This is a genomic window from Paraburkholderia sp. BR10141 (assembly GCF_056155635.1).
Genome location: NZ_JBMIQH010000033.1, coordinates 32,517 through 55,568, shown reverse-complemented (window position 1 = coordinate 55,568; position 23,052 = coordinate 32,517). Strand labels below are relative to the sequence as shown.

General features: G+C 56.9%; 15 protein-coding genes and 10 pseudogenes. 14 read left to right on the top strand and 11 right to left on the bottom strand.

The features are described from left to right. Positions 1-2 precede the first annotated feature (2 nt). The 4 genes from ACOJB8_RS32680 to ACOJB8_RS32665 all read left to right on the top strand — a co-directional run bounded on the left by ACOJB8_RS32680 (position 3) and on the right by ACOJB8_RS32665 (position 5,430). Positions 3-1,343: an amidase family protein gene (locus ACOJB8_RS32680; RefSeq protein WP_069268319.1), complete on the top strand. Its 1,341-nt coding sequence runs from the start codon at positions 3-5 to the stop codon at positions 1,341-1,343. A gap of 71 nt (positions 1,344-1,414) precedes the next feature. Continuing rightward, positions 1,415-2,770, top strand: coding sequence for a carboxyl transferase domain-containing protein (locus ACOJB8_RS32675; protein WP_475016242.1), 1,356 nt, complete (start codon positions 1,415-1,417; stop codon positions 2,768-2,770). A gap of 934 nt (positions 2,771-3,704) precedes the next feature. After that, positions 3,705-4,562, top strand: coding sequence for a sterol desaturase family protein (locus tag ACOJB8_RS32670; protein WP_475016240.1), 858 nt, complete (start codon positions 3,705-3,707; stop codon positions 4,560-4,562). Between the two features lie 91 nt (positions 4,563-4,653). Further along, positions 4,654-5,430, top strand: a complete 777-nt coding sequence (locus ACOJB8_RS32665; protein ID WP_475016238.1) for a GH12 family glycosyl hydrolase domain-containing protein — start codon at positions 4,654-4,656, stop codon at positions 5,428-5,430. Between the two features lie 73 nt (positions 5,431-5,503). On the opposite strand, the pseudogene ACOJB8_RS32660 reads toward ACOJB8_RS32665, so the two are convergent. Next, positions 5,504-5,707, bottom strand: a pseudogene (locus ACOJB8_RS32660) (transposase domain-containing protein); the annotation flags it as partial. A gap of 116 nt (positions 5,708-5,823) precedes the next feature. Here ACOJB8_RS32660 and ACOJB8_RS32655 point away from each other — a divergent pair. After that, positions 5,824-6,057, top strand: coding sequence for a hypothetical protein (locus ACOJB8_RS32655; protein WP_475016237.1), 234 nt, complete (start codon positions 5,824-5,826; stop codon positions 6,055-6,057). Positions 6,058-6,719: 662 nt separating this feature from the next. Further along, a pseudogene (locus ACOJB8_RS32650) lies at positions 6,720-6,851 on the top strand (transposase); the annotation flags it as partial. A gap of 655 nt (positions 6,852-7,506) precedes the next feature. On the opposite strand, the gene ACOJB8_RS32645 reads toward ACOJB8_RS32650, so the two are convergent. The 6 genes and pseudogenes from ACOJB8_RS32645 to ACOJB8_RS32620 form a co-directional block, all read right to left on the bottom strand. Continuing rightward, positions 7,507-7,842, bottom strand: a complete 336-nt coding sequence (locus ACOJB8_RS32645; protein ID WP_069268313.1) for an H-NS histone family protein — start codon at positions 7,840-7,842, stop codon at positions 7,507-7,509. A gap of 147 nt (positions 7,843-7,989) precedes the next feature. Then, positions 7,990-8,712, bottom strand: a pseudogene (locus ACOJB8_RS32640) (IS6 family transposase). A gap of 37 nt (positions 8,713-8,749) precedes the next feature. Continuing rightward, positions 8,750-8,939 (bottom strand): annotated as a pseudogene (locus tag ACOJB8_RS32635) (transposase); the annotation flags it as partial. After that, a complete protein-coding gene (locus ACOJB8_RS32630; protein ID WP_069268312.1) occupies positions 8,893-9,162 on the bottom strand; it encodes a hypothetical protein in 270 nt (89 codons plus the stop codon). The pseudogene ACOJB8_RS32635 and the gene ACOJB8_RS32630, both read right to left, overlap by 47 nt. A 25-nt stretch (positions 9,163-9,187) precedes the next feature. After that, positions 9,188-9,476 (bottom strand): annotated as a pseudogene (locus tag ACOJB8_RS32625) (helix-turn-helix domain-containing protein); the annotation flags it as partial. Positions 9,477-9,707: 231 nt separating this feature from the next. Beyond that, a pseudogene (locus ACOJB8_RS32620) lies at positions 9,708-10,084 on the bottom strand (transposase). Between the two features lie 805 nt (positions 10,085-10,889). Here ACOJB8_RS32620 and ACOJB8_RS32615 point away from each other — a divergent pair. The 3 genes from ACOJB8_RS32615 to ACOJB8_RS32605 all read left to right on the top strand — a co-directional run bounded on the left by ACOJB8_RS32615 (position 10,890) and on the right by ACOJB8_RS32605 (position 14,991). Beyond that, positions 10,890-12,161 carry an acyl-CoA dehydrogenase family protein gene (locus ACOJB8_RS32615; RefSeq protein WP_475016235.1) on the top strand — a complete coding sequence of 424 codons (1,272 nt, stop codon included), beginning with the start codon at positions 10,890-10,892 and terminating at the stop codon, positions 12,159-12,161. Positions 12,162-12,405: 244 nt separating this feature from the next. Further along, the gene (locus ACOJB8_RS32610) at positions 12,406-13,431 is read left to right on the top strand and encodes an aldo/keto reductase (protein ID WP_475016234.1); all 1,026 of its coding nucleotides are present in this window, start codon (positions 12,406-12,408) and stop codon (positions 13,429-13,431) included. A 753-nt stretch (positions 13,432-14,184) separates the two neighbouring features. After that, positions 14,185-14,991 carry a class I SAM-dependent methyltransferase gene (locus tag ACOJB8_RS32605; RefSeq protein ID WP_342950197.1) on the top strand — a complete coding sequence of 269 codons (807 nt, stop codon included), beginning with the start codon at positions 14,185-14,187 and terminating at the stop codon, positions 14,989-14,991. A gap of 107 nt (positions 14,992-15,098) precedes the next feature. Here ACOJB8_RS32605 and ACOJB8_RS32600 read toward each other — a convergent pair. After that, positions 15,099-15,350 (bottom strand): annotated as a pseudogene (locus ACOJB8_RS32600) (transposase); the annotation flags it as partial. A 453-nt stretch (positions 15,351-15,803) separates the two neighbouring features. Between ACOJB8_RS32600 and ACOJB8_RS32595 the strand changes: the two are divergent. After that, positions 15,804-16,247, top strand: a complete 444-nt coding sequence (locus tag ACOJB8_RS32595; RefSeq protein WP_342950196.1) for a universal stress protein — start codon at positions 15,804-15,806, stop codon at positions 16,245-16,247. 48 nt (positions 16,248-16,295) lie between these two features. Here the strand turns inward: ACOJB8_RS32595 and ACOJB8_RS32590 are convergent. The 3 pseudogenes from ACOJB8_RS32590 to ACOJB8_RS32580 form a co-directional block, all read right to left on the bottom strand. Then, a pseudogene (locus ACOJB8_RS32590) lies at positions 16,296-17,462 on the bottom strand (IS3 family transposase). Between the two features lie 187 nt (positions 17,463-17,649). Further along, positions 17,650-18,964, bottom strand: a pseudogene (locus ACOJB8_RS32585) (IS701 family transposase). 484 nt (positions 18,965-19,448) lie between these two features. Further along, positions 19,449-20,576, bottom strand: a pseudogene (locus ACOJB8_RS32580) (IS110 family transposase). A 388-nt stretch (positions 20,577-20,964) separates the two neighbouring features. On the opposite strand from ACOJB8_RS32580, the gene ACOJB8_RS32575 reads away from it, so the two are divergent. The 4 genes from ACOJB8_RS32575 (at position 20,965) to ACOJB8_RS32560 (ending at position 22,790) form a co-directional block, all read left to right on the top strand. Then, positions 20,965-21,468 (top strand): EamA family transporter, encoded by a 504-nt coding sequence (locus ACOJB8_RS32575; RefSeq protein WP_475016232.1) that lies wholly within the window; start codon positions 20,965-20,967, stop codon positions 21,466-21,468. Further along, positions 21,441-21,692 carry a DMT family transporter gene (locus ACOJB8_RS32570; protein ID WP_342950270.1) on the top strand — a complete coding sequence of 84 codons (252 nt, stop codon included), beginning with the start codon at positions 21,441-21,443 and terminating at the stop codon, positions 21,690-21,692. Before ACOJB8_RS32575 ends, ACOJB8_RS32570 begins: the two co-directional genes overlap by 28 nt. Beyond that, the gene (locus ACOJB8_RS32565) at positions 21,649-21,915 is read left to right on the top strand and encodes an EamA family transporter (RefSeq protein ID WP_475016230.1); all 267 of its coding nucleotides are present in this window, start codon (positions 21,649-21,651) and stop codon (positions 21,913-21,915) included. Before ACOJB8_RS32570 ends, ACOJB8_RS32565 begins: the two co-directional genes overlap by 44 nt. 158 nt (positions 21,916-22,073) lie before the next feature. Further along, entirely contained in the window at positions 22,074-22,790 is a 717-nt protein-coding gene (locus ACOJB8_RS32560) for a hypothetical protein (RefSeq protein ID WP_475016228.1), read from the top strand. The last annotated feature ends 262 nt before the right edge of the window (positions 22,791-23,052 follow it).

The following is a 23,052-nucleotide window of genomic DNA, read 5'->3' as shown; positions in this document are numbered from 1 at the left end:
TCATGCATTTTCACAACACTCTTGAATCACTTCGCGACGTCATAAGGTCTGGAGCAGTTACAGCGGAAGAGATCCGGGATCGCGCACTGAACGCAGACGCTAACCAGACACATCTAAACTGCTTCATACGTGCTCGCAGTCCGGAGGCTCACTTCGCGAGGGCGAGGGACAATCTGCGAGGCGCGCCACTCTACGGCATTCCTTTTTCTACAAAAGACAATATTTGCGTCAAGGGACTCCCTGTAACCGCCGGGACACCGGGCATGGTAGATTGTATAGCCACACGCGACGCACTTGTGGTCAGAAAGCTCAAATCCCTCGGTGCCGTCGTCGCCGGCAAGAACAACATGCATGAACTGAGCTTTGGAATCACGTCCGTCAATCCCCATTGGGGAACCGTGGGCAATCCGGCGGCTCCGGGCCATTTGGCCGGCGGAAGCAGCGGCGGCTCCGCCGCAGCTGTGGCAGCCGGTATTGTCCCGATGGCGATCGGAACCGACACTGGCGGCTCGGTGAGGATACCCGCAGCCTTTTGCGGCATAGTCGGTTTCAGACCAACAAGTGGCCGGTGGTCTTCATCCGGGATCATTCCGGTTTCACGCACGAAGGATTCACCGGGCCTCCTGACGCGTTCGGCAAAAGACGCATTGTTTCTATACGACTTGCTGAGCTCCGATAGCCAAAGCCCGTCAAAACAAACAAATACTCGCTGTCGAATCGGTCTTCCAAGCTCCATGTGGAACGACTTGGATGATGATGTTCGGAAGCATTCCTGGCAGGCGATCAGGCGTCTCACTCGTGCAGGCTTTCAGTGCGTCGACCTCGATGACGCTGTTGTTTCAGAATTAAATAAGTTCGGCACTTTTACTATTCCAGTTTACGAATTTTTTACGGACTTTCCGCGCGCACTGCTCTCGTTTGGATGGGGAAGCAGGGTTAATGCTGTGTTCGACAACATCCATGACAAGTGCGTGAGGAGCATCATTCATCAACACCTTGACGGAAGTCTGATTTCCGCGAAAGACTATTCCGCCGCAGTGCAGAACATTAACGACTTGCGGCTACAAATGAATGCGCTGCTCAACGCTCGATGGATCGATTTTCTAGCTTATCCCACTGTCCCGCGCAGCACTCCTCACGTTAGCGATGCACAGCGTCCGGGACTGTTCGCAGACGTAATACGCAACACCGACCTCGCAAGCAATGTCGCAATGCCCTCCATTACCTTGCCTGTGGCGCCGAACGATGCATTACCCGTGGGATTGAGCCTTGATGCCGCACGTGGCCAAGACCGCCGGCTCCTTCTGATGGCGGCCGCTGTGGAGGAGATTCTTGCTTCGTAGCGTACGCGACTCTCAATCGCGCCGGCGCTGGACTTCCAAACGCTCACGCACTGCCAGGAGGTAAACAGTTCATGCAGATTTCGTTGCAAAGAGTTGGCATGCTTTTTGATGCGGGTAGCTTTGTCGAACATGATCCAAGAGCGGACGCCCACTTCCTCTGCGGCGAGGGACTAATCAATTCGGTCAAGTCATTTCTGGTCATGAATCGTGGACAAGACTGTATGTTCAATGGAACCGGACAATGGCGTACTGCCGAGCAAATCATAAGCACTGTGAATCAGGCCCGGGACCAGCGGGCTCCGTTGATATACATTCAGGATCATTCGGGAGAGGTGGGCAGTTTCGATACAACGAAAGTAATTTCATCAGATATGTCGAGATTGCTTTTGTCTCCAGCAGGGATGGGCAGGGTCAGCGCGTCGCTCGCAGAGTTAGCAGAAGCCAATCTGCTGATCTCAGCAATACTAGGACCGACGTCAGGCCCGTTGGCTCTTCCGATCATGCTCGCCGATCTGGTTTTGATGACTGAGAAAGGGGCTCTATGTATGGGCCGTCCGGATATGGTGAAGGCGATGCTGGCTGAGCAGTCGGATCTTCATTCGCTTGGCGGAACAGACGTTCACTGCCGGGGCTCGGGGTCAGTTCAGCTCGCGTTCAAAGATGAACGCCATTTGTTTGAATGCGTAAGAGATTTTCTACGCTGCCTCGTCAAAGGCACACCGTCGACCACGCTTGAATATGAGGAACCCGACGCAGTCGATTTTGAAAATTTGATTCCGTCCAATCATCGCACCCCCTATGACATGCATCATTTGCTGCTTTCTTTTGTGGACAAAGGCAGCTTCACTGAAACAAACGCCGAATACGCACGAGAAGCATTGACGGGCTATGCGCGCATTAAGGGACATTTCGCGGCAATCGTGGCAAACAACCCGCGATTCAACAGCGGCGCCATCCACCGGAAATCCGCGGCCAAGATGGCAAAAATGATAAACATAGCTGCAAAGACCAGCATGCCAATCATCTTCCTTGCCGACGTTCCCGGGTTCATGATAGGCAGGGAAGCTGAAAGTAGCGGCATATTTTTGGCAGCAGCGGAGTTGTTCAGAGCACATGTCAGATGCCACGTACCTAAGCTACTCCTTGTCGTCCGAAAAGCCTACACCGGCGGTGTGTATGCGATGAGCGGCCCCGGATTCGATCCAATAGCCGTGCTGGCGTATCCGCACGCACACATCGGCGTTTTTAGCCCGGACACGATGGGCAAACTGATGTCTGGTGCTGAAGGCGCTATTAAAGACACGATGCGGAAGCTATCTGACGAGATCCAGAATCCTAATCTTTTAAAGGCTGATGGACTGATTACTGACGTAATAGGAGTGGAAGAGACTAGACAAGAGGTTGTCAGATATCTGTTTCCGACGTGACACGGTCCGTTCCTCACGGAAGATTTGAGCGGACGGTCGCGCGCAATGGCGCCTCGAAGAGGACCGTTCTGCGCCATCAAAATCCCTCAGAAAGTTTTAGTAAAATCGAGGCATCTGACGATGCGCAATTAGCCAGACCTGATCGCTTACGCGCACATAGAACCAGACTGCACTATCAGCCGCTAATCGTCGGCGTTGTCACGTTGTCAGTCCGGCACCGGGACTTTGGACATTTCCGCCCCGAGGACACCACGTCGCTGGACCATACAGGCCCCTTCACCGAACGGCCGTTGGCTCTTCCGCACTTGCCCATCCGCTCAACTATGATGTAGGGCGATATCGGTGCATCAGGCAGGGAAGTCAAATCGTTGAATGCCAGCTGTGGTTTCTGGCGTCTCCTAGTGCCCAGATGTCCTTGAGAGACGGACTCGCTGCTGTGGGTTTCGTGCCGCGCCAACCCAACTGTGACGGCATAGGAAGGACGGTCGGCCGCGATGAGATTGCCGTCCTGTCCGCAGAAGAGCAGGATCGGTGAACAGTGTGGCAATCAACTCCTGCGGCAAGTCAGCTGTGGCTGAATGCCGCCAGTACTTACGACGGAAGCGAAAACGGCATTTAGAATACGAATGTTTCCTATCCAAACAATTGATTTTCGCAATGGCGCGAAGCGATGCATACTAAAACTTACCGTGCAGTCGTCACGGTTATAGTTTGATATGGTTTGAAGTACTACGGTACTGATGTTGCTTGATCTGCTAGGTGCAACCCGCGCACTACCGCCCTCACATCGAATGGCATGCCGAATCGGTTTTTATAGGATGCGCCGGACCAAATAGTTTCGGACCGGTGAAGCGACAGCTGTAAGGCGGCTGCCTGACGATTACCGCTTTAATCTAGGCTCGCGCATAGAGCGCCGATTCGCCGGAGCAAATGAATGCACGTTGTCGATATTGATCAGATGGCCCGGTTCTTCGTGAGATCATTAGAGCTCGTGATGGTGTTCGCTAACGTCTGCGTCGTACTCGAGCTGATCTATCCGGCCTACCGCTACAGTTTTGCGTCATACATTCGAGGCGTGCGGAACTGGATAATCCGCATTGGTTGTGGTGCATTAATCTGGCACCTTTACGCTATGGGGCTGCAGTGGCTAGGGGTGAAACCACTCCTGACAGTCGATTTTGGGGCGTTGTTCCATTCCGGCAACACGATTGTCGGCGTGTTTATGGCGGTTCTTTCTGGCGTCCTGGTTGCAATTGCCGGCGACTTCTTTTACTACTGGATGCACCGCGCACAGCACGCAATTCCGCTCCTGTGGCGCTTGCATGCCACTCATCACTCGATCCGCGAGCTGACCGCGTGGAACTGTAATCATCACATTTCCGAACCGCTTGTTTACGCGGTGTTTGTAGCACTGCCACTCGCGCTAATCCACTTCAATTCCGGCGTCGTGCCCGCGATTGCCATGACGCTAATTAGTTTTCAGGCACATCTTTCTCACTCTAGCACGCGCGTGAATCTCGGGCCGCTCCGATACATCATCGGCGATAACCAGTTTCACCGCATTCACCACTCAATGGAGTCGCATCACCGGCACCAAAACTATGGGTTCTTTACCACCATCTGGGACACGGTTTTTCGCACGGCATACTGGCCGGATAAAGAGGAATGGCCGGAAGTGGGTCTTCGCAACCAACCGGAACCGCATACGGTTCGCGACTACGTTCTGTTCCCGTTTGACCAACGCCGCTGGTTCCGACCGGCGGTCAAAAGTGGCAACAGGATGAGTGAATGATAGTTCCGCAAAGTTACCGCTCATATCCCCTAAAAGCCAAGAAAGACCAATCTCGACTGACATCATCCACCGTATAGGAGACAGCAACCTTATGCCGCGAACGCCATTCCTCGCCGGCTGTGCCGCCACAGCTTTGATGGTTTGCAGTGCAGAAGCACAGGCCGAGGGCTGGTCAGCAACTTCGCCCGAAGCCTCGTCCTGCTATCCGGCCGATCTCCTTTTTGCTTCTAGCTCCTACGGTAGCTATACGTTCAACAATGACGTTTGGGCGCCCTGCCAAGGTGTCGCCGCAGGCAAGCAGACGATCTGGGCCAAGAGCAACGTTGACTGGGGCGTCTCTTCAAAACAACCCGACACCGGCCACATCAAGTCTTATCCGCACATCGGATACGCGGTCAACAAGCCACTCAGTTCGCTTAACTCGCTGACCGCTGTCGTCTCAGCGACCACGCCTTACGGCGGCGCTTGGGAATCGACCTTCGATATCTGGGCCGGAAACAATGCGCACGAAATCATGGTCTGGCTCAACTATACCGGATTGCCTGATGGCTGCGGCAACGTCAAACCGATTTCCGCGAACTGGACGTTCTCCGGCTGTGCGATCCCAATTCAGAAAGATGTCCCGCTGTCGGGTGGTACCTGGAATGTCTACGTGGGCAGCAACGGCCGTAACACGGTCTATTCGTTTCTTCGCACAACAAAGACCGACCACACCACGCTCGACGTGCTGGCGTTCATGAATTACCTCAAGTCGCGGAATTATTTCGATGACGTCGTGCTTGGTGAGGTTCAGTACGGCTTCGAGATCACGTCGTCGCCTAGTGGTCTGTCTTTCGCGTCCAAAAACTTCGCCGTCACCACCGAGTGATGTGGCGGCCTCCCGTCCTCGCGTAAGCGTACGGCGCAGGCCGTTCTTGACACCGGTGAGTGCTTGAGGATTCTCAGGCGTGGTCGTTCTTGAGATGATCGGCAATTACCCACGGAAGCAGTTCGCCGACGCGACTGACTGGATGATCGGCGATACATGCAATGACGTAGCGCAGAGCTTCGGGGTCGAGGCCGTTCAGCTTGGCCGTGGCGACCAGCGCGTAGATTGCGGCAACCCTTTCGCCGCCACTGCCCGAGCCGAAGTGCAGGAAGTTCCGTTCCAGCGCTACCGTTTTGCGTCTTTGCCCTCATGCGATTTGCACGTTTTGATCAAACCATGCTAATCGCCCCCTTAGCGGGAGATGCCAGAATCGCTCGTGCGCTGGATCAAGTCATGCAGAAGATCGAGGTTTCTTTCCAGCGAACCCTTGACGGTGTCGAGACAAAAGGCGCGGCCCGCGGCCTCAGTGACCGTCTTGTTATAGCGGTCCGATTACCATTCGACGACGCGGTTCCACACCGTCGTCGGCAGCGGGCCGTCGCGTTCGATGCCAAGATACAGTCTGCTGGCGTGGGCCTATGTCTGACGGCCACATCCGATGCTGGCCATCAAGCGCTGGCCGCCTGATCATGCCACCGACCCGCATACACCATTCTTGACGATTTCTCGCAGACCCGATCGGAAACACGAGCGCCCCGAACCAGGGGACCTACATGCCGTCCTGCTGCGCAAGCGGCAGGACGCCGGCCAGCGCAAGCACGGGCCACACTGCATGCGGAACTTGCGGCTACCGACCGAAGGAGAGCGGCCCGAGAAAGCTGATGGCGACTGCAAGACCGAGTGACACGCACGCGCCGGACGGCTTCGAAGTAGCACAGCGTCACGCCCGCCATCGCACTACCGAGGACGATGGCGGCGATCCAGCGCCGCCGGAGAAGGTTGAAGCGGCGGTCGCACCACGATTGACGGTACCACGCCCGCGAAACAAAGGCGCACCCAAGTCGTGCTGAACGTACCATATTGTGCCATCACGGGCCGCGGCAACGCGGCACCAAGCTGTACGCTGCACATCGACGCGATGGCCATGATAGGCGCGGGCCCACTTGCACTACGATTTACGCGGACGGAATCCGATTCTTCGCTCATACACGGCTCAGTGACGATGAGGCACAAATCCTAGCAGCACCAATTCGCTTTATATAAATGGTTACTTCTTCTGGATACTTCAATCATATTGATGCCCCTTTTAGTCCATTGTATCGTTGAAAAAGCACCTTATTTGGTATCCAATGGAACACATGGAAAAGATGAACTTGACCACGCTTGGACGGTCGAGCGTCGCGCCAGGGAAGTTGCTGCGAGCCATGCTAGTCTGGATGCTTTACAGCGTTCGCTCGGAGCGCCAACTGATGGAGCAGGTGGCTACATACCGCGGAGAGTAATGCATGTTGCATGAGCACGCTGCGGGTTCGCGTGCCAAACGGCACGAAAACAAGACTTTTCATGTAGTCATGCAGAGCACTTTCCGAAATCTTAGTAGTCTTATGACCTCCGCAACTAAAAATCTGACAGATCCCTTCGGGCGTCGCTTGATTGTCTGCGCCGCCCTGTCGGTTATCCCTCGCCCGGTAGCCGGCGCCATTGAGCGTCTAACACGCTGTTGAAGCGTTTCGTCTTACCATAAATTGGCGTTGCAGATTATCTTGCAAAGGTTCACCCTGCGACTGTCAAAAAATCTCACCGTCGATGGCCGGCTCTGCCTCGAACTAGCAGCTGCTTCATCCGCCACTTACGCTTCAGTCAAAAAGGACGCGATCATCCCTGCTCAGGATATCATCCTACCGCGCTCGGAATTCCGAGCGTCTCGCACAGTCCCTGCTCGACGCGTCGCAGCTCCGCGCGGCCCTTGATGGCCGTAGCGGGTTAGCTATTGTGCGTGACAGGACGGCGAATCAGGGAAACGGCCACAGGCACAAACCGAAACCGAGATGAACTCCGCGCGGCGGGCGCCTACGTGCGGCCGCACCTGGCCAGAGACTCGCAACGAGGCTCGACGTAGCGCAGGCCGAGAGAGAGTTAACCAGCGCGAACGGCCCGCAGCGTGCCGGCTGGTGCATCGTCGCTCTCGATGAGGAACAGACTGCGATCCTTGCCAGCGATCCAGGCCGGTTCACGGCCCCGGCCGCTCCACTCGCGGCCAGTGGCCGGGTCTCGGTACTTCGCGAGAACCGGCTTCATGTGGTACGTGCCACGTCGATATCGCCGGAGCTCGTTCGAAGTAATATCCCACTCGGTCATCTTCTCACGAATCTCCCGCAAAACGTTTTGCCGTTCGTCCTGCCTCGCACTCTCAATGCGCCGGTTCAACTTTTGCAACTCGGCGATGAGGTGCTTGTACGTATCGCCTTTCACCTGATTCTGTCCTCCGTGCTAGTCGATGCGATCAGTTCGAACCGGCCGCCTTCGGTGCGGTCGGCTTCCACGTCTGGAATGCCTTGTCTGGCTTTGTCAAGTTAAGCGATGGAGTTTGCCAAACCCCATTAACAATAGGCATCCTTATCAGATAACCATGCAGTTCGTACCAGTCCACTCAAACCAGCAGCGCAGGTGCGCCTGAAGTTCAGCTCTATGGCAGGCTGCGCTCATTTGATGCCGGGGCAACGCCGAAATGCTGACGGATCGGTCCGAAGCGCGTAAGAAACGCCTGCGTTCGGTGTGGATCGCGAAACCCCTGCGTTTGACACTAACGCCCGCGCGTGGGCTGGTGGCTATTCTCGGCGCGGTTGTTGACCCCGGCAGAGGCCTTCACGAAGAGGTGCTTCACACCGACCAGCTCGGTCACTTCCGCTTTGGCTGCCGGGTAGCTCCGCAACTGGTCGGTAACGATCTTCGTGGGCACCGGGGGTGCGAGCAGAGCCCCCCTGAAGAAGCGTTTGGCCGCAGCCTTGTCGCGGCGCTCTTGCAGCAGCACATCTAAGCTCTGCTCCATGTTCGTCCACCGCGCGTCACAGCACGTACGACTCGCCGCGCAGCTTCACGAACATTTCATCGAGATGCCAGGTGGAGCCAGGCTTTGCGCGCGCGGCTTTCCCGCGCCGCGTGGGCCCCGAACCGGTCGCACCAGTTTCGCACCGACTCGTAGCTGACCATCACGCCGCGCTCGAGCAATAACTCCTCCACGTCGCTCAGGCTCAGGTTAAAGCGGTAGTACCAGCGTACCGCGCAACTGATGATCGCGGCCGGAAAACGCAAACCATAGTACGGCGTTTTGTTCCTCTTCACCCTCTCATTCTAACCGCCTTCGACTTGAAAAAGCCAAACAGACGGCCGCCAGCCATCGTTGTGTCTGCTGGTACAGGAGTTGCCACGGCGTATAAATTGGTCGGCAGCACTCGCCACGCCGCCCAAGCGCGAGCCATCCAGCGCAACGCATTGAGCATCTCGCGCAAGATCGGTTGATCGCTATTCAATGCCTCCTTGCTTGCCGTCTCGCTCGTGAATATCTTTATCGGACAGATCGTGACGGCGGGCTTTGTCGCATCGATTATTCAGATCCAGACGACAGAATGGGCTCGCGAGGATATCCTCCACGTGACTAGTTGGAAATTGTGAGCGGAGCGCCACCCCAATTGCTTGCCAATTGGTAAAGGCACCGCTTTCGGCGAATTCGAAGGCCTTTTTTCGGATTCGCTCGCGCCGCTCCATCGTGTCGGTGTCGATCATATTCTTCATAGTCGTCCAGCTTCAGTGCGAATTAAAACTTGAACTGCAACGGCGTGAGGCCCCGTACGGCTTGCGCCAGCCAGCGCATCTCCTCGGCAGTGACCTTGGCGCCCGGCCGAGGACCGGCTCGACGAGCAAGGCGCTTTGTCCGCCGTTGGCGAAGTCGGCCAGCCAACGATAGACGCTGCGTTCGTTCACCCCGCAGGCCGCCACTACACTCGCCACGTCCTGTCGTTCGCCAACGGCTTCACTGCTTGCTGGCGCATTGCCTGCAACCTCACGTGATCCAGTTTCCGGCCATAGGGATGACGTTTGGATTTCATGCTCGTACTGTCTCGTCATTGTGACAATACTTTGAAAATGTTAGTAAACGCGGTGCGCCACGCGCTAACGGCTTGCCGCACGCTTGCGCACCTGCATTCGCAAAGATACTCATGCGACTCGACATCGACGTTGATATGCATCATATGGTTCTTGGGAGACGGGCTCACCCGTAGAATTGGCGTTGTCACGTTAAGGTACGAGATGCAAGAGCGCACAGGACGTACATTCGCTCAGAAATTGGACGGATCTTGGGTGAGCCTAGTGAAGCGATGCCACCCGGCAGAGCGTGCGTCGAGCTGTTTGCGATAGAGTGATGCACGCAGTAAATGTCGCTTGAGCGCGAAGTGCTGGCGAATCGGTCCGAAGCTCGATAAGAACGCTTGTGTGCGACCAGGATCGCGGAAACCACGCATCCGGCGTTCGCGCTCACGCGTAGGTTGATGGCTGTTTTCGGCACCGTCTCGTAACTGACAACGACAGCGCGCTCGAACAGCAGTTCTTCAATATCACACAGGCTAAATTGGAACCAGAAACACCACCGAACCGCGAGACTAATGATTGCCGCTGGGAAGCGGTGGCCGTGATAAAGCGATTTTCTTTTCTTCATCGAGACATCTTACGTTACAGTGCCCTCGCTAGTCCTGATAGTCGGACATTAACGCAGTTGGGTCGACATCGGCGGTTATTCCCTTCGCGTCATGCCCACCCGCATGACGCGCCTTTTTTCGCTGCATTTACTCCTTGGCAGCATGCTTTCTGCTGAGGTGTGGCTGGCCTGCCGTTAAGAATCTAAACGCGGGTTAGCATCGCTCGCGCCGGGTTTTGACGGCGCCGCACCGATCGACTTCCAGCATGCAAGCATACAGCTCAACGCCATGTGGATAAGACGATTGTCACGCGCGGTGAACGCGAAACCGTCAACTGGAATATCTGAGCGGTCATCTCTCGGCGATGCAATGATTGCGACATTACTATAACTGAACGACATTTCAATTCTTTTGATATTAATTGCCTTGTGTCTCTGCTGAACGCGAGGCACACTTTCTGAAAGTGTGTATAAAGTATTAGATCCGTCGACGAACAATAGATTTGTCAACCCGAGGCCGAACCGCGAGTGCCTATTTGCGCGGGTCTTGCATTCCAACCACGCTAAGCGCACAGGAGGAAAACCCATGGTCCGGCTCACCAATCCCCCGCCTACAGCCACAATTGATGCTTGCCACATAAACCACAGAAATGAACGCACGCTGCCCGTCACAGAACCAATAGCATATAGACTGCAGCCGGGTAGGCGATTAGCACGAGAACCGCGTAATGCTGGTCAATCATGACGTAAGGCGCAACAACTAACCACCGCCGCACTGAACCTGTCATAGGTGAAGGCATGCTCGCTCATTTAATTAATCAGACACATGCTGAAACTAATGAAGCAAGGTAATGCTCTACACGAGTCAGATCGCCCGGTGCCAAAGGGGCATCAAGCTGAAATTCAAGCCCCCTCTGACGACGAGGGCTTGGAGATCTCGTCAGTTGCAGCCGGTCGGATCCTCGACGCGATTCGCGATCTTGCCCCGGACATGCTCGCGCGCGTAACCGAAATCGAAGCCGGACGATGCATGCCGTCCGACCTTATCGAGAAATTGCGATCGATCGGGGTGTTCCGCGTGTTCGTGCCACGCAGCCGTGGAGGATTAGAGTTAGATTTGCCTTGGGGAATGGAAGTGATCAGCGCGTTGGCTCGGCTCGACGGGTCAGTCGGCTGGACCGCGATGATCGGCATTTCATCGGCAATTATGAGCCCTCGATTGCCGAGACGGACTTACGATCTGATGTATCAGGAGAAGTCGGACATCATCATAGCTAGCGTATCCATGCCTGGAGGCACCGCCGAGAAAGTGCCAGGTGGGTGGCAGATCAGCGGCCGTTGGCCGTTCGCCAGTTGTTGCCGCAACGCCGACTGGATGGCGGGTCTGTGTGTCATGTCGGAAGGAGGAAAGCCACTCCTTGGCCCGGCAGGGGATGCCGGGCCAGCCTTGGTCCGGGGTGTCGCCTTGCCGGCCTCGGCTTGGCATATTGAAGACACGTGGCACGCCTCCGGCCTCAGAGGTACCGGCAGTCACCACATAGCCCTACAGAACGTACTCGCGTCGGAGGCCAATTTTTTCGACTTTCCGGCTGGCGCATCATGCGAACCGGGACCGCTTTATCAAGCTTGGCGGCACCTCCAGTCGGTGCTTATTGGCGCGGTCTGCGTAGGCATCGCGGAGGGCGCGTTGTCGGATGTTGCCGAGCTCGCCCAAAGCGGCAGGCAACAACTTCGAGCGCCGGCTCCTATGCGCGACTCGGAGATGGTCTTGGGCGAGCTGGGCCGAATTGAGGCAGATGTGCGTGCGGCGCGGGCGGCCATGCAGGTTCAGGCGGAGAGTCACTGGCGGCACGCCTTGGCCGGCACGCTGAATGGCCAAGCGCTGTACAGCGAGGGCATACAGACTGGAATCTGGATTGCGACGATCTGTGCCCGCGCAGCGCATGCCTGCTTTACCCTGGCCGGCGGTGTCGCAGTGTATGAATCTTCACCACTTCAGCGGCGGCTGCGCGATCTGCAGGCGGCTGCGCAACACGCCATGGTCCACCAGCGGCACTACGCGGAAGCTGGTCGGATGATGCTGGAGCGGGTCGTATGAACGTCAAGGTCGGACAAATGGCCATAGAACGGATTGGGGAACGGCAGGAGGCTTTAGGAGTGGCAGGCCTGCGTATCAGCCTTCCGCATGGCCATACTCAGCGAATTCCAAGCGCGCCAACCTCCCGATCGGTCGGCTTTCCTCCTATATGGTTAGTTATCCGATCGGCGTTGGCAATGCCAGTTCAACCCCTCGCAAGCACACCGGGGCCACACCATGATGACCGTTATAAGGCGCAACTAAGATGCAGAGTATCCAGCTCGCCCCAAACTACGAGATTTCACGAGTGATCCACGGAGGCTGGCAACTCGCGAGTGGCCACTGCACGCCCCGAAGCGAAGATCCCGTGGCGGACCTGGTGGCCTTCGCGGATGCCGGAATAACCACCTTCGACTGTGCCGACATCTATACCGGGGTCGAAGAACTGATCGGTCATTTTAGAAGGCGCTATCGCGATCTGCGAGGGGAAGAGGCCCTCGCCCGAATCAAAGTCCATACCAAATTTGTGCCGCATTTAGACATACTACGGCGCATCAGCAAGTCTTATGTCGAGAGGGTGATCGACCAGTCACTGCAACGCCTCAACCAGGAGCGGCTCGACCTCGTACAACTCCACTGGTGGGAATACCGAGAGCCACGTTGGATCGAGGTGGCGCTGTGGCTCGATGATCTTCGCCGCGCCGGCAAGATTGATAAGATCGGCGGCACCAATTTCGACACTTACCATATGCTGGAGATCGTGAACGCAGGAGTGCCGTTTACCTGCATGCAGGTGCAGTATTCGCTGCTCGACGGACGTCCAGAGCGGCGGATGGCTGCGGCGGCAGTCGAGTACGGTATCCCCCTTCTGTGCTATGGAACCGTGGCTGGCGGCTTCCTCGCCGACAGATGGTTCGGCGCACCGGAACCGACATGGGAGCTGGAGAACCGTTCGCTGGTCAAATATAAGCGGATTATCGACGACATCGGCGGTTGGGATCTATTCCAGGCCCTTCTGACAATGCTCCGCCAGATCGCGGACCGGCACGGATCCGACATCGCCACAGTCGCCAGCGCTGCGATGCTCGACCGACCGGGGGTGGCGGCCGTCATCATCGGCGCGCGCGACCGCACTCATCTAGCCTCGAACGTCGCCATCTCAGGTCTCACCTTGACCGCCAAGGATATGGACCTTATCACCGGAGTTCTGGCAGAAGCGACGGAGCTTGAGGGGGATGTCTATGGGCTGGAGCGCGACGACCAAAACCGTAATCGCACCCGCAAACCCTGATTCACCTCAATCTAGGCCGGTATCCGGATATAAGTTGGAGAGAGTTGAATGAGAAACGCTTTACCGCCTAAGCGGGCCTTCGGCATCTTGGACGACGACGATTTGCGCAATTGGACAACAATACGTGGACCGCCTCGGGCTAGCCGAAGCCTGTCAACAGCGAGGCTTTTACGCCTACCCTCTGGCGGAGCACCATTTTACGGCGCATTGACGACGCCGTTCCTGTCGAGCGTCGCACAGCGCGCCGCGTAATTTCGTCTCGGCCCTCTAGTCATGCTGCTTATAGCCTTCGTCATCCGCTACTTGCGCTTGAAGAGATCTGCATGCTTTATCACCTGAACGGTGGTGGGTTCGAAACAGCACAGGCTCGGCTCTCTTCCGATCAAGCGAGGTTACTTCGGGATAGATGTGGACGCGGTGCCAGAACGTTACTTCAAAGCAAGCGAGATTCTAATGGAGGCGATAAAAGGTGGCGCCCTTTCGTGTCGGGACCACCGTTTTCAGCTAGACAACGGCCCTTTGACTGATGCCCCCATCAAGGTCCGTGCCAACCGCCACCAATGGACCAGAGTCTGCGGGCAGGGCCGCTGCAATCGGCGCAAATATCGCATCCGCAGCGCCCGCGTCGTCTTTCGCAAGACGGCCCCTGAAATGCGAAAACCCGAGGGCACATCACCAGGGGCCAAGACGAGAGCATAACGGTTGCAAAAGCCGCGTCACTCAATCGAAATTAAGAATTCTCAATGAGGCAATATGGGCTACATCATAAAAACGGATGACAGTGCCAGGCTAAGACTCGGCATCCAAAGCCGGTTATACGAACAGTCCAGTGTCGACCTTATAAGCAGAGCCGGCACGCTTCGCGGAAGGAAGATCCTTGAAGTTGGCTGCGGTAGTGGCGCAATGACACTGAATCTGGCGCGCGCGGTTGGACATCAAGGAACGGTGACGGCTATAGATAACAGTCCGGCGCAGCTAGATGCGTCCCGCGAATTGGTAAGAGAAAATGGTTTCAAGAATGTTCGCTTTTTCGAAGGTGACGTTAATTGCCTAGATCATTTGGATAACTCATATGACTTAGTCTATTGTCGGATGGTGCTCCATCATGTGGCGGATGCTGATCACGCGATTCGTGAAATGGTGAATGCGCTCCGCCCAGATGGCCATTTGCTGTGCGAAGAGCCGGTGATTCATGACGGCTCATTCTCTTTTCCACCGTCTGAAGCAATCGATGAGTTTATAAGAATCTTAAGATCTTGTTTTATCGTGAACGGCCGTGATTACAATATCGCCTTCCGTATGGAGAGTGTTATCAGGAATCTCGGTTTGACAATTGAACATTACCGCTTATATCACCCGTTACTCAATTCAGCCAAAGATAGGTTGCTTTACGCGATGAGCTTGAGTGACCTCGCGCCGCAGATGATCAAAAACGGAATAATCGATCCTTCGTCAGCTTCTGAACTTCATGAGAAACTAGTACACGTGGCGAATTCTGAGACAACAATGACTTGGGCGAGGATGCACAGCGTTCTGGCACGGAATTGTTCAAAGGCTTAGAGACGGCTTCATAAAATTGTTGGGCTTGCTGAAAGGTGTTCCAGCAGATCACCCAACAGCCAGCTTAGAAGGCGCTTTGCAGCTCTGTTAAGGGCTGCGCAGTGGAAGAGAATAAGCAGGGAGAACACGACGAAATGCAAACCAGCCAAGGTTTTGGGCAAACCCTCGTAGTTTCTGGCCAGTCGTCTGAGGCGGTTGAGCCAGCCGAAACTGCGCTCCCCCACCCAACGACGCCGCAACAGTACAAAGCCTTCATTTGCCTCCGGCAACCTGACCACGCGAAGCTCGATGCCTTCATCGCGAGCGGCTTCTGTGGGCTCTTCGCCGGTGTAGCCTTGGTCAGCGAACGCGATTCTCACCGTCTCCCCCGTAGCCTGCTCGACCTGTCGCGCCAGTTCCCGATCTATGCACGCTCCTGTTCACTGGGCGGCGTGACATGCGCGCCCAGTGGTTGCCCAAATGTACGCACGGGCAGGGTATATGAGCTTACTACCCGTCATAGCCTGCGCGTGGACCACGCTACCACTTCGACTGCAGAGCGCGTCCATCGAGAATGCCCCCACTGACCCCGGCGATCGTGCGTCACGCAGATAATCAACCGCAGACACTTACCATTTATTTGAAACAGCCTGCCTGGAACCAGCGCTGCGTCTACTGGTAGACCGTCTCCCAAGGCGGAAAGTCATTGGGGGTTAGTTTCCCCAGTCTGGCCTACTGCCGCAGCCCTCTCCCATAGCATCGGACGTCGGATTTCGACGAAGTAATACGATTGATTCGCGAATTATCAACTTCACCAGTCTAACGGACTCCTAGTGTCTGACTATCAAAGCATTCTTGTTTATTACGACGGATCGGAAGAAAGCCAGCAAGCTCTGAATCGTATTCCCGAGCTGCGCTGGCAAGGAGCGGGTGAACTCCATGTGCTTGCTGTTGCCGACATTTCCACTGCACTCATATCGACAGCTGGGATCGTGACCGACCTTGCTTATTCAACATATGTAAGCAATACATCACAGTTGCTGGACAACGCGCTTTGTCGTCTGAAAAGCGAAGGCATTAGGGCGAGCGGCTACCTTTCTCACGGTACAGTGGTCGACAGTGTCGTGCACTACGCGGAGCGATTGAATGCTGGTTTGATCGTGGCGGGATTTCGCCATCGTCAAGGAATTTCGAGGCTATGGCGTGGCCGCCCTTGGCAATTCGATTTGATCGAGCGTTTGGTTGGCCGAATGGTTGTTATTGTCTCTCAAATCTGACGCCAGCATTGAGGTTCCCTCGGTTTTTCGCCTTCCAGAGTTTTCTGGTTACGCGGCCACATCCTTGGCCTGCTGAGCTTTGATGCAGTCTTGCAGCAACCGAACCGGCGATACAAAGCCGAGCGACGAATGAGGACGACCGCGGTTATAAAACACTTCAATGTATCCGAACAGGTCCACCATCGCTTCCTGATGGGTACGGTATCGCGTAGCATGCCCCCGTTCGTTCTTCAGGCTGTTGAAGAAGCTCTCCGTCGGGGCGTGTCCCAACAGTTTCCCTTGCGGCTCATCGAGCAGCACATACCGTATTGCGCCAGCTTGCGCTGGAAGTCGTCGCTGGCATATTCGCTACCCCTGTCCGAATGGTGCAGCGCGCCGGGCTCGGGCTGGCGTCGGAACCATGCCATTGTCAGCGCGTCCGTCACGATGTCAGCCGTCATGCGCGGCTTGATCGATCAGCTGACAACTTCCCGCTTAAACAGGTCCAGCACGATCGCAAGATACAGCCAGCCCTCATCGGTCTAGATGTACGTGATGTCCGATGTATAGACCTGATTCGGCGCTGTCGGCGTGAAAATCGCGCCCCAGCAGATTTTCCGCGACCGGGAGCTTGTGCTTCGAGTTCGTCGTGACAGGGTAACGTCGCTTGTGCCGAGCCCGCATGCCGTTCTCGCGCATGAGCCGCTCGACCCGCTCCTTGCAGGCCGGAAAGCCGCGTGCGCAAACTTCCTCGGTCATCCGTGGCGAGCCATAGGCGTTCTTGACCGCGGCGTGGATAGACTGGATCAGGGCGAGCAACTGGGCCTCTGTGAGACGCTCGCGCCCGGGCGTGCCGCCGCGCATCCACGTCCGATACCGACAGGACCCGCACAGCGCCGACAGCGGATAGTGCCGGCGATGCGAATCAATCCGGGCATACTTCACAGGAGGTCCTTCACGAACAACGCCGCCGCTTTTTTTTCCGATTTCAAGTTCCATCTGCACACGCTTGTTCTCAGCCCGCAGGCGTGAGAACTCCATCTGTTCCGGCGTGGCAGCCTTTGTCCCCGGGACATTGAGTGTGCCTGCCTCATCGGCCTTGACCCAGTTGCGCAGCGACTGGTGGGAAATCCCAAGTTCACGAGCAACATCCCGCGCGCTTTGCCCGTCCTTCACTCGCTTTACCGCGATCGTCCTGAACTCAGCGGTGTATGCCTGCTTTGGTACCTTGAACATCGATTCTTTCCTTCCTTCGGGTCGAGTTTACACATGACCTACTGGAAGGCGAAAATTCTGGGGAAGCTCATATATCCTTATGTCTTACTGTGTCACATAATTAGTTGCGCGCTCTATTGCCGCGCAGGAAGAGAGCCATCGTTGCATGAGTCTTTGTCCAAGCAGGATGCGCAACGTAGTGATGGAATCAGGAATGTGGCGTTGAGCGCGCTGGACTGCCCCGCGGGATGTAATCCGGAGGAAGGGCAGGCAGCGCGCGTTCAAGGAAGTTTTTTATCGCGTCCATCTGGTCGCATTCGGAGTCGCTGAGCCATCAGAAACGCATACGAGGCGATACTCAGTGTGGCGTGGTGGTGAAAGCCACGCCAGCCCCTCCCTTCATGATGACCGAGCCCAAATTCCTGTTTCAGGTCCTGATAGTCGCGCTCGATGCGCCAGCGCATCTTGGTCACGAACACAAGCTGCTCAAGTGTCGCTTCCTCGGGGGCGGTAGCGAGAAAGTATTTGAGCGGCTCCGTTTTGCCATCGGGCCATTCGATGAGCAGCCATTCTTCGTCGCGGACGGCGCTTCGCCAATAGTCGCGATGTGCGGGACGAACCCGTACGGCGGCAAAGCGTGAGGATAGTGCTGCGTTGCTGCCTTCCCGCCAGGTTACGGATTGCCAGGCGTTCACGGGTAATTGCATGTCCAGCTCCTTCACGGCGATCGGCTCGTGGCCGGGCGCACGGCGCAACAATGTCGGCGGCTTGCCGCGCCCGCTCCAGGGCTTGGGCGGAAGCGGCTCCATACCGGGCGCCCACACTGAAGTGCCAGGCCGGATCCCTACCGCATACAACAAACCCAGTTCAGTTATGCTTTCCCGAAAAGCGGTTTTATCGCCGTACCCGGCATCTGCGAGCACAATGCCCGGTGCAATGCCGTATGCTATAGCCTCTCGAAGTTGGGCCAGCGCAATCTGTGGTTTCGTCTCGAAGGTGAGATCGTCGGGAGTGCCGGCATAACGCGCTCGTTCACGGTCGTCAATCCATTCCTTGGGGACATACAGCTGCCAGGCAATCGGCAGACTGCCGCGTTGCGTCGCGATCGACAGGCTCACGGCGACCTGACAGTTGTCCTGCTTTCCGAGCTGCCCGCAGTACTGACGTGCCACCTCGACCGAATGACGTCCCTTCTTTGGAAAACCGGTGTCGTCAATAATCCAGTAATAACCGTTCTCTTCGGCTGCGTGTGCGTTTAACGCAGGCATCACCCATTCTCGTACCCGCTGCAAGACCGCACGGTCAGACCAGTCTGCCCTGGCTACAAAGTGGTGGAGAGACTAGTGCTTCGCACTCGCGTGAAGTGGGTCAATGTGCGCGGCCATTGGCTCGACACTCTTGCGCGACAGGGGCAAAACCAGGCCCGAACAGTAGCCGCTGAGGCCGGCATGGCGATCGGCATGCCCTAACGCCTGCCCAAGTTGATTCGGATATGTCTCAAATTCGTCGACATCTTCTCTCATCGATCGCCCGAAGTCTATAGTATTCAATGCGACCAGGTATCGCTTTGCTGCAAACAGATTTTGTGACAGAGTAAGACTTCTATGGTGCAATGGAAGTCAAGCCCTTTCGCGATCCGTTTTCCCGTCAGTTATCTCCCGAGCGCGACAGGTGGTTATCCACGGCCGGCCGGCGGGGTCGTCTGTTACGACCACGACGCTGGCCGTGGACAACCTGCTCGATCAGATGTTTTGCAATCCTCCATATCAAGCGAGAACAGTAGTGAGGTCGGGGTGTCTGAAGTCCGGACACTTGACCGGACCAACTTCTATCCGTTCCGCCACGAGACCGGGCACCACATACCGCATGCGCAAGGCGCTGGAACCGCCCCTTATGGACGCGCCCCATCTAGAACTACGGTCACCTGCGAAGGTAACCCGCTTACTGTCCGGGCGCGCCGAACCTTCAAATGCTGCTGCCGCTCGACGTTGGCTACTCAGGTCGCTGTCACCTTCTTCGCAGGGGGCTTGAGGGTTGCCCCGAGGGAATCTCGCCGAATTCCAGATAGCGCCATAGCGCGACCGCCAGACGTCTGGCAAGTGCCACAATGCCGATACGTCGCATACGCTTGTCGCCGCCTGCAAAGCGCTCGTTGAACCAATCGCTTAGCTGGCTGCTGGGCTGGAAGCGCAACCAGTTCCACCATCAGCCATCGCGCTCGCTTGTTGCCGATCTTGCTGATGCCCTGCTCAACTTCACTGGTGCCGCTGGCATAGGGCGTCGGGGCTAAGCCCAGGCAGCCGGCCACTTCACGGCGGTTGTGAAACTGCCGCCAACCAAACAGTTCCCTGATCAGGACCCAGGCACTGCCGGTGCCGATACCCGCAAGGAGCGCGAGCCGCGCAATCGCGGGTTGCGCACCGCTGCGCACTTCGCGCTGCTGCTGTACCTCGAGCGCCCTGATCTGGCCTGGCAGCGAGCAACAGCCGTTCGAATTCGCGTTCGATCTCGGAGCGCAGGGCAGGCAACAGCTGTGCAGTGTGCTGCGTCCACCAGTGCGCCCACGCGCGGCCACCGATTCGCTCGGGCCGCAGGTTGTGGAGTACAGCAGCGAGCGGATGCGGTTGCTATGGGCAGTGCGCTCCTGCCTCAGGCGAGCGAGTTCACGGTGTACCCGCCGCTCATCTTCCTGTTCGGGGGTGGGGATACGTGCGACCGCCCAAACCCGGCGCTCACCACCGTAGTAACGCATCAGCATCGACAGAAGCTTGTCGCTGTCGAGACGGTCGGTCTTGACGCGACGTCTGCGCCGGTTCACTTCGATACTGGCTGAATCCACCACCAGGTTCGTGATCTGATGTGCTTCCAGGCAGCGGCGAAGCCAGAAGCCGTCACGCCCGGCTTCATAACAGCTGCGCACCGGGGCATCGATGGTCAGATGACAGCGCGCTTTGGCTTTTGAAATCGCCGTAAAGACCGCGGCCGTATCGCCAGCGGCCACTGTGCAGCGGCTCGGGAGTGCACTCCATCGCCCAGCGAGAGCTTCCAGTTCTTGTCACCCAGTTCAAAGGCGACGTACAGCGATCCGGTGATGGTTGTATCCTGCCCATGAAGGGCCGTGCGAGGCGCATTCATTTGCGTACCACCTCGGAATCCTCGTTTTACTCCAGGAGGCTTACTTCCGCGGCCCTTCCATAGTATCTAGCAGGCTGTTGAAATACACCTCACTGATGCGCGGGATGCCTTTCCAAGAGTCGCTGCGTCGGTTGGGTTTGTGTCGATTTGTTACCGGGCGCTCCCGCGCAAGCCCACTCCTGCCGAGAAGCGTGCGGTCGGTTCCGTCACTTTACAAGACGTGCATTCTAGCGCTCCGATCTTACCGCGACAAAACCATTTACCTGCAGAACAAGCTTTTTCTGGATCGCGAATCATCGATATGATTGATGCGCTCAAAAATATTAACGGCTCATACGAAGCGGATCTGCGCTGTTAGGATTCTCCCGTCGTTGCCACGGAGCCGAGTATGAGCGAAGATTTAGATGCCGTCCAAGCGAATCGTATCGACACGGGGCTCGAGCCAGTTAACGGCGATGCGTTTGATGCTAACGCCCTTGGTTCTGAGCCGTCTTCGCAACGTTTTTCCAGCGTGCTCGCGCCTGCCATGGCTATCGCATCGATGTGCAGCAGCGTGCAGCTTGGTGCTGCATTGTCGCGACCCGTGATGATCCGATACGGTACGCTCAGCACGACTTGGCTGCGTCTTTGTTTCGCGGGATTGGTACTCGCGATCGCGATGCGACCGCCGCTCCATGCCTACTCCCGACAGCGCTGGATCGCCGCTCTCGTTCTCGGTAGCGCCATGGCCGGCATGATGCTGTGCTACTTCGAAGCCGTGCAACGCGTGCCCCTTGGTCTCGGAGTCGCCATCAGCTTCATTGGCGCCCTCTTCGTCGCGATGGCCGGCATCCGCAAATTCCGGATGCTAGTGTGGTGTGGCCCATGGTGGCGATGGTCGGCGTCGTCCTGATTGCGCGGCAGGGCGGCATATGGACCACCTCGCTCGCCGCGCTGGTCTTTCCGATTGGGGCTGCGCTCGGCTGCGCAACCTACATCGTGATGATGAAACGAGTCGGCACGCTGTTCGATGGCCTGCAGGGGCTCTCAATGTCGCTGATCGTCGCGGCCCTTGTCACCACGCCGTTTGGTCTTGCGCAAAGCGGTGGCCATCTGCCCCGCCGCTCAACTGATTGACGCCGCATATCTCGCGGTACTCGTGCCGCTCCTGCCCTACGTACTCGAAATGTTCGCGCTGCGGCGCATGACGGCGTCCGCGTTCGGCATTCTGATGAGCGTCGAACCCGCCATTGCCGCCGCAATCGGTTTTATCGTCCTCGGTCAGCCTATGACGGGCTTGCAAAGCATCGGCACGTTGCTCGTGGTCTGCGCCAGTATAGCCTGCTGTCGCCAAAAATAGGCCGGTGTTGCCGGCAATTGGATCGTCGTCTCGCACTGCATTTTCTTCCAAGTCTTCGAATGTTGCCGAGACACTAACTAGGGATGATTCGCTTCGTCGTTGTATGTGTCGCGCTCGCGATGCTGTTTCCCTTCATGTAGTTTTACTGGAGACTGAAAATGGCCCACCAAGATCGTGCCCGTTTCGAACCGGTTGCAGACTGTGAAATGCAGGCGCTCTTTTCCGCCTCGCCCGACACCGCCGCGTTTCACCGCGGCGAACGGATCGACCGCGAATACTATCGGCGGCATCTCGTCGAGACAGTGCTGCGCATCCGCCTGAACAATGAAATCGATGCATTCGCGCTCTGCAAGATTGGCTTCAAGGACAATCAACTCGCGCAGATCCTCTCGCAATACCTCGCCGAGCAATACGGCCACGAAGGACTCTTTCTGCGCGACATCAAAAAATTTGACCTCACCGCCGAACAGATTGACACCATTCAGCCGCTCCACTCGACCAGCAAGCTGATCAATTACTTGTATCTCAGCATCGAACGCGATGGCCCGTTGCCGACGATGGTGTGGAACTGGTTCGTCGAATGGTATTCGGGCCGCTACAATAAGACGATCACCGAGGCTGCGGGTCGAGCCTTCGGCCACCACACCGTTAAGGGTTCACTTGGCCATATCCAATACGACGAACCGCGCGACCGCGACGGTCTGATGTGCGCCTCCCTCCAGCGGGCGATCGACGGATGGGGTGGCATCGACAAGGCCGAAATGCATCTGCGCAACTTGCTTGGTCGGCGATTACTTCGACGAACTGAAGGCAGAAACCGGGCGCCAGTCGGAGGTGGTCGTCGCATGAGGAGCGCATCATGGCTACTGTCGTAGCAGAGCCCGTCTCATCGGGCACCGCGCCGGTCGCTGCAGCGCAGCGGCTCGGGCATCCGGTACACGCGTTCTGCGCAGATACTCGCATCGTGCCGCCAACGCACCTACGGACCGTCGCGTCGCTGACGAGTGTCGACACTGGCTCGGCTGATGACGTCGCTGCGGCGGTGCGGACAGTCGGAGGCATCGACGCGCTCGTTGCCGGCTTTGAGTACGCGGTCGACATCGTCGCGCAGACGGCCGCACAATTGGGCTTACCTCA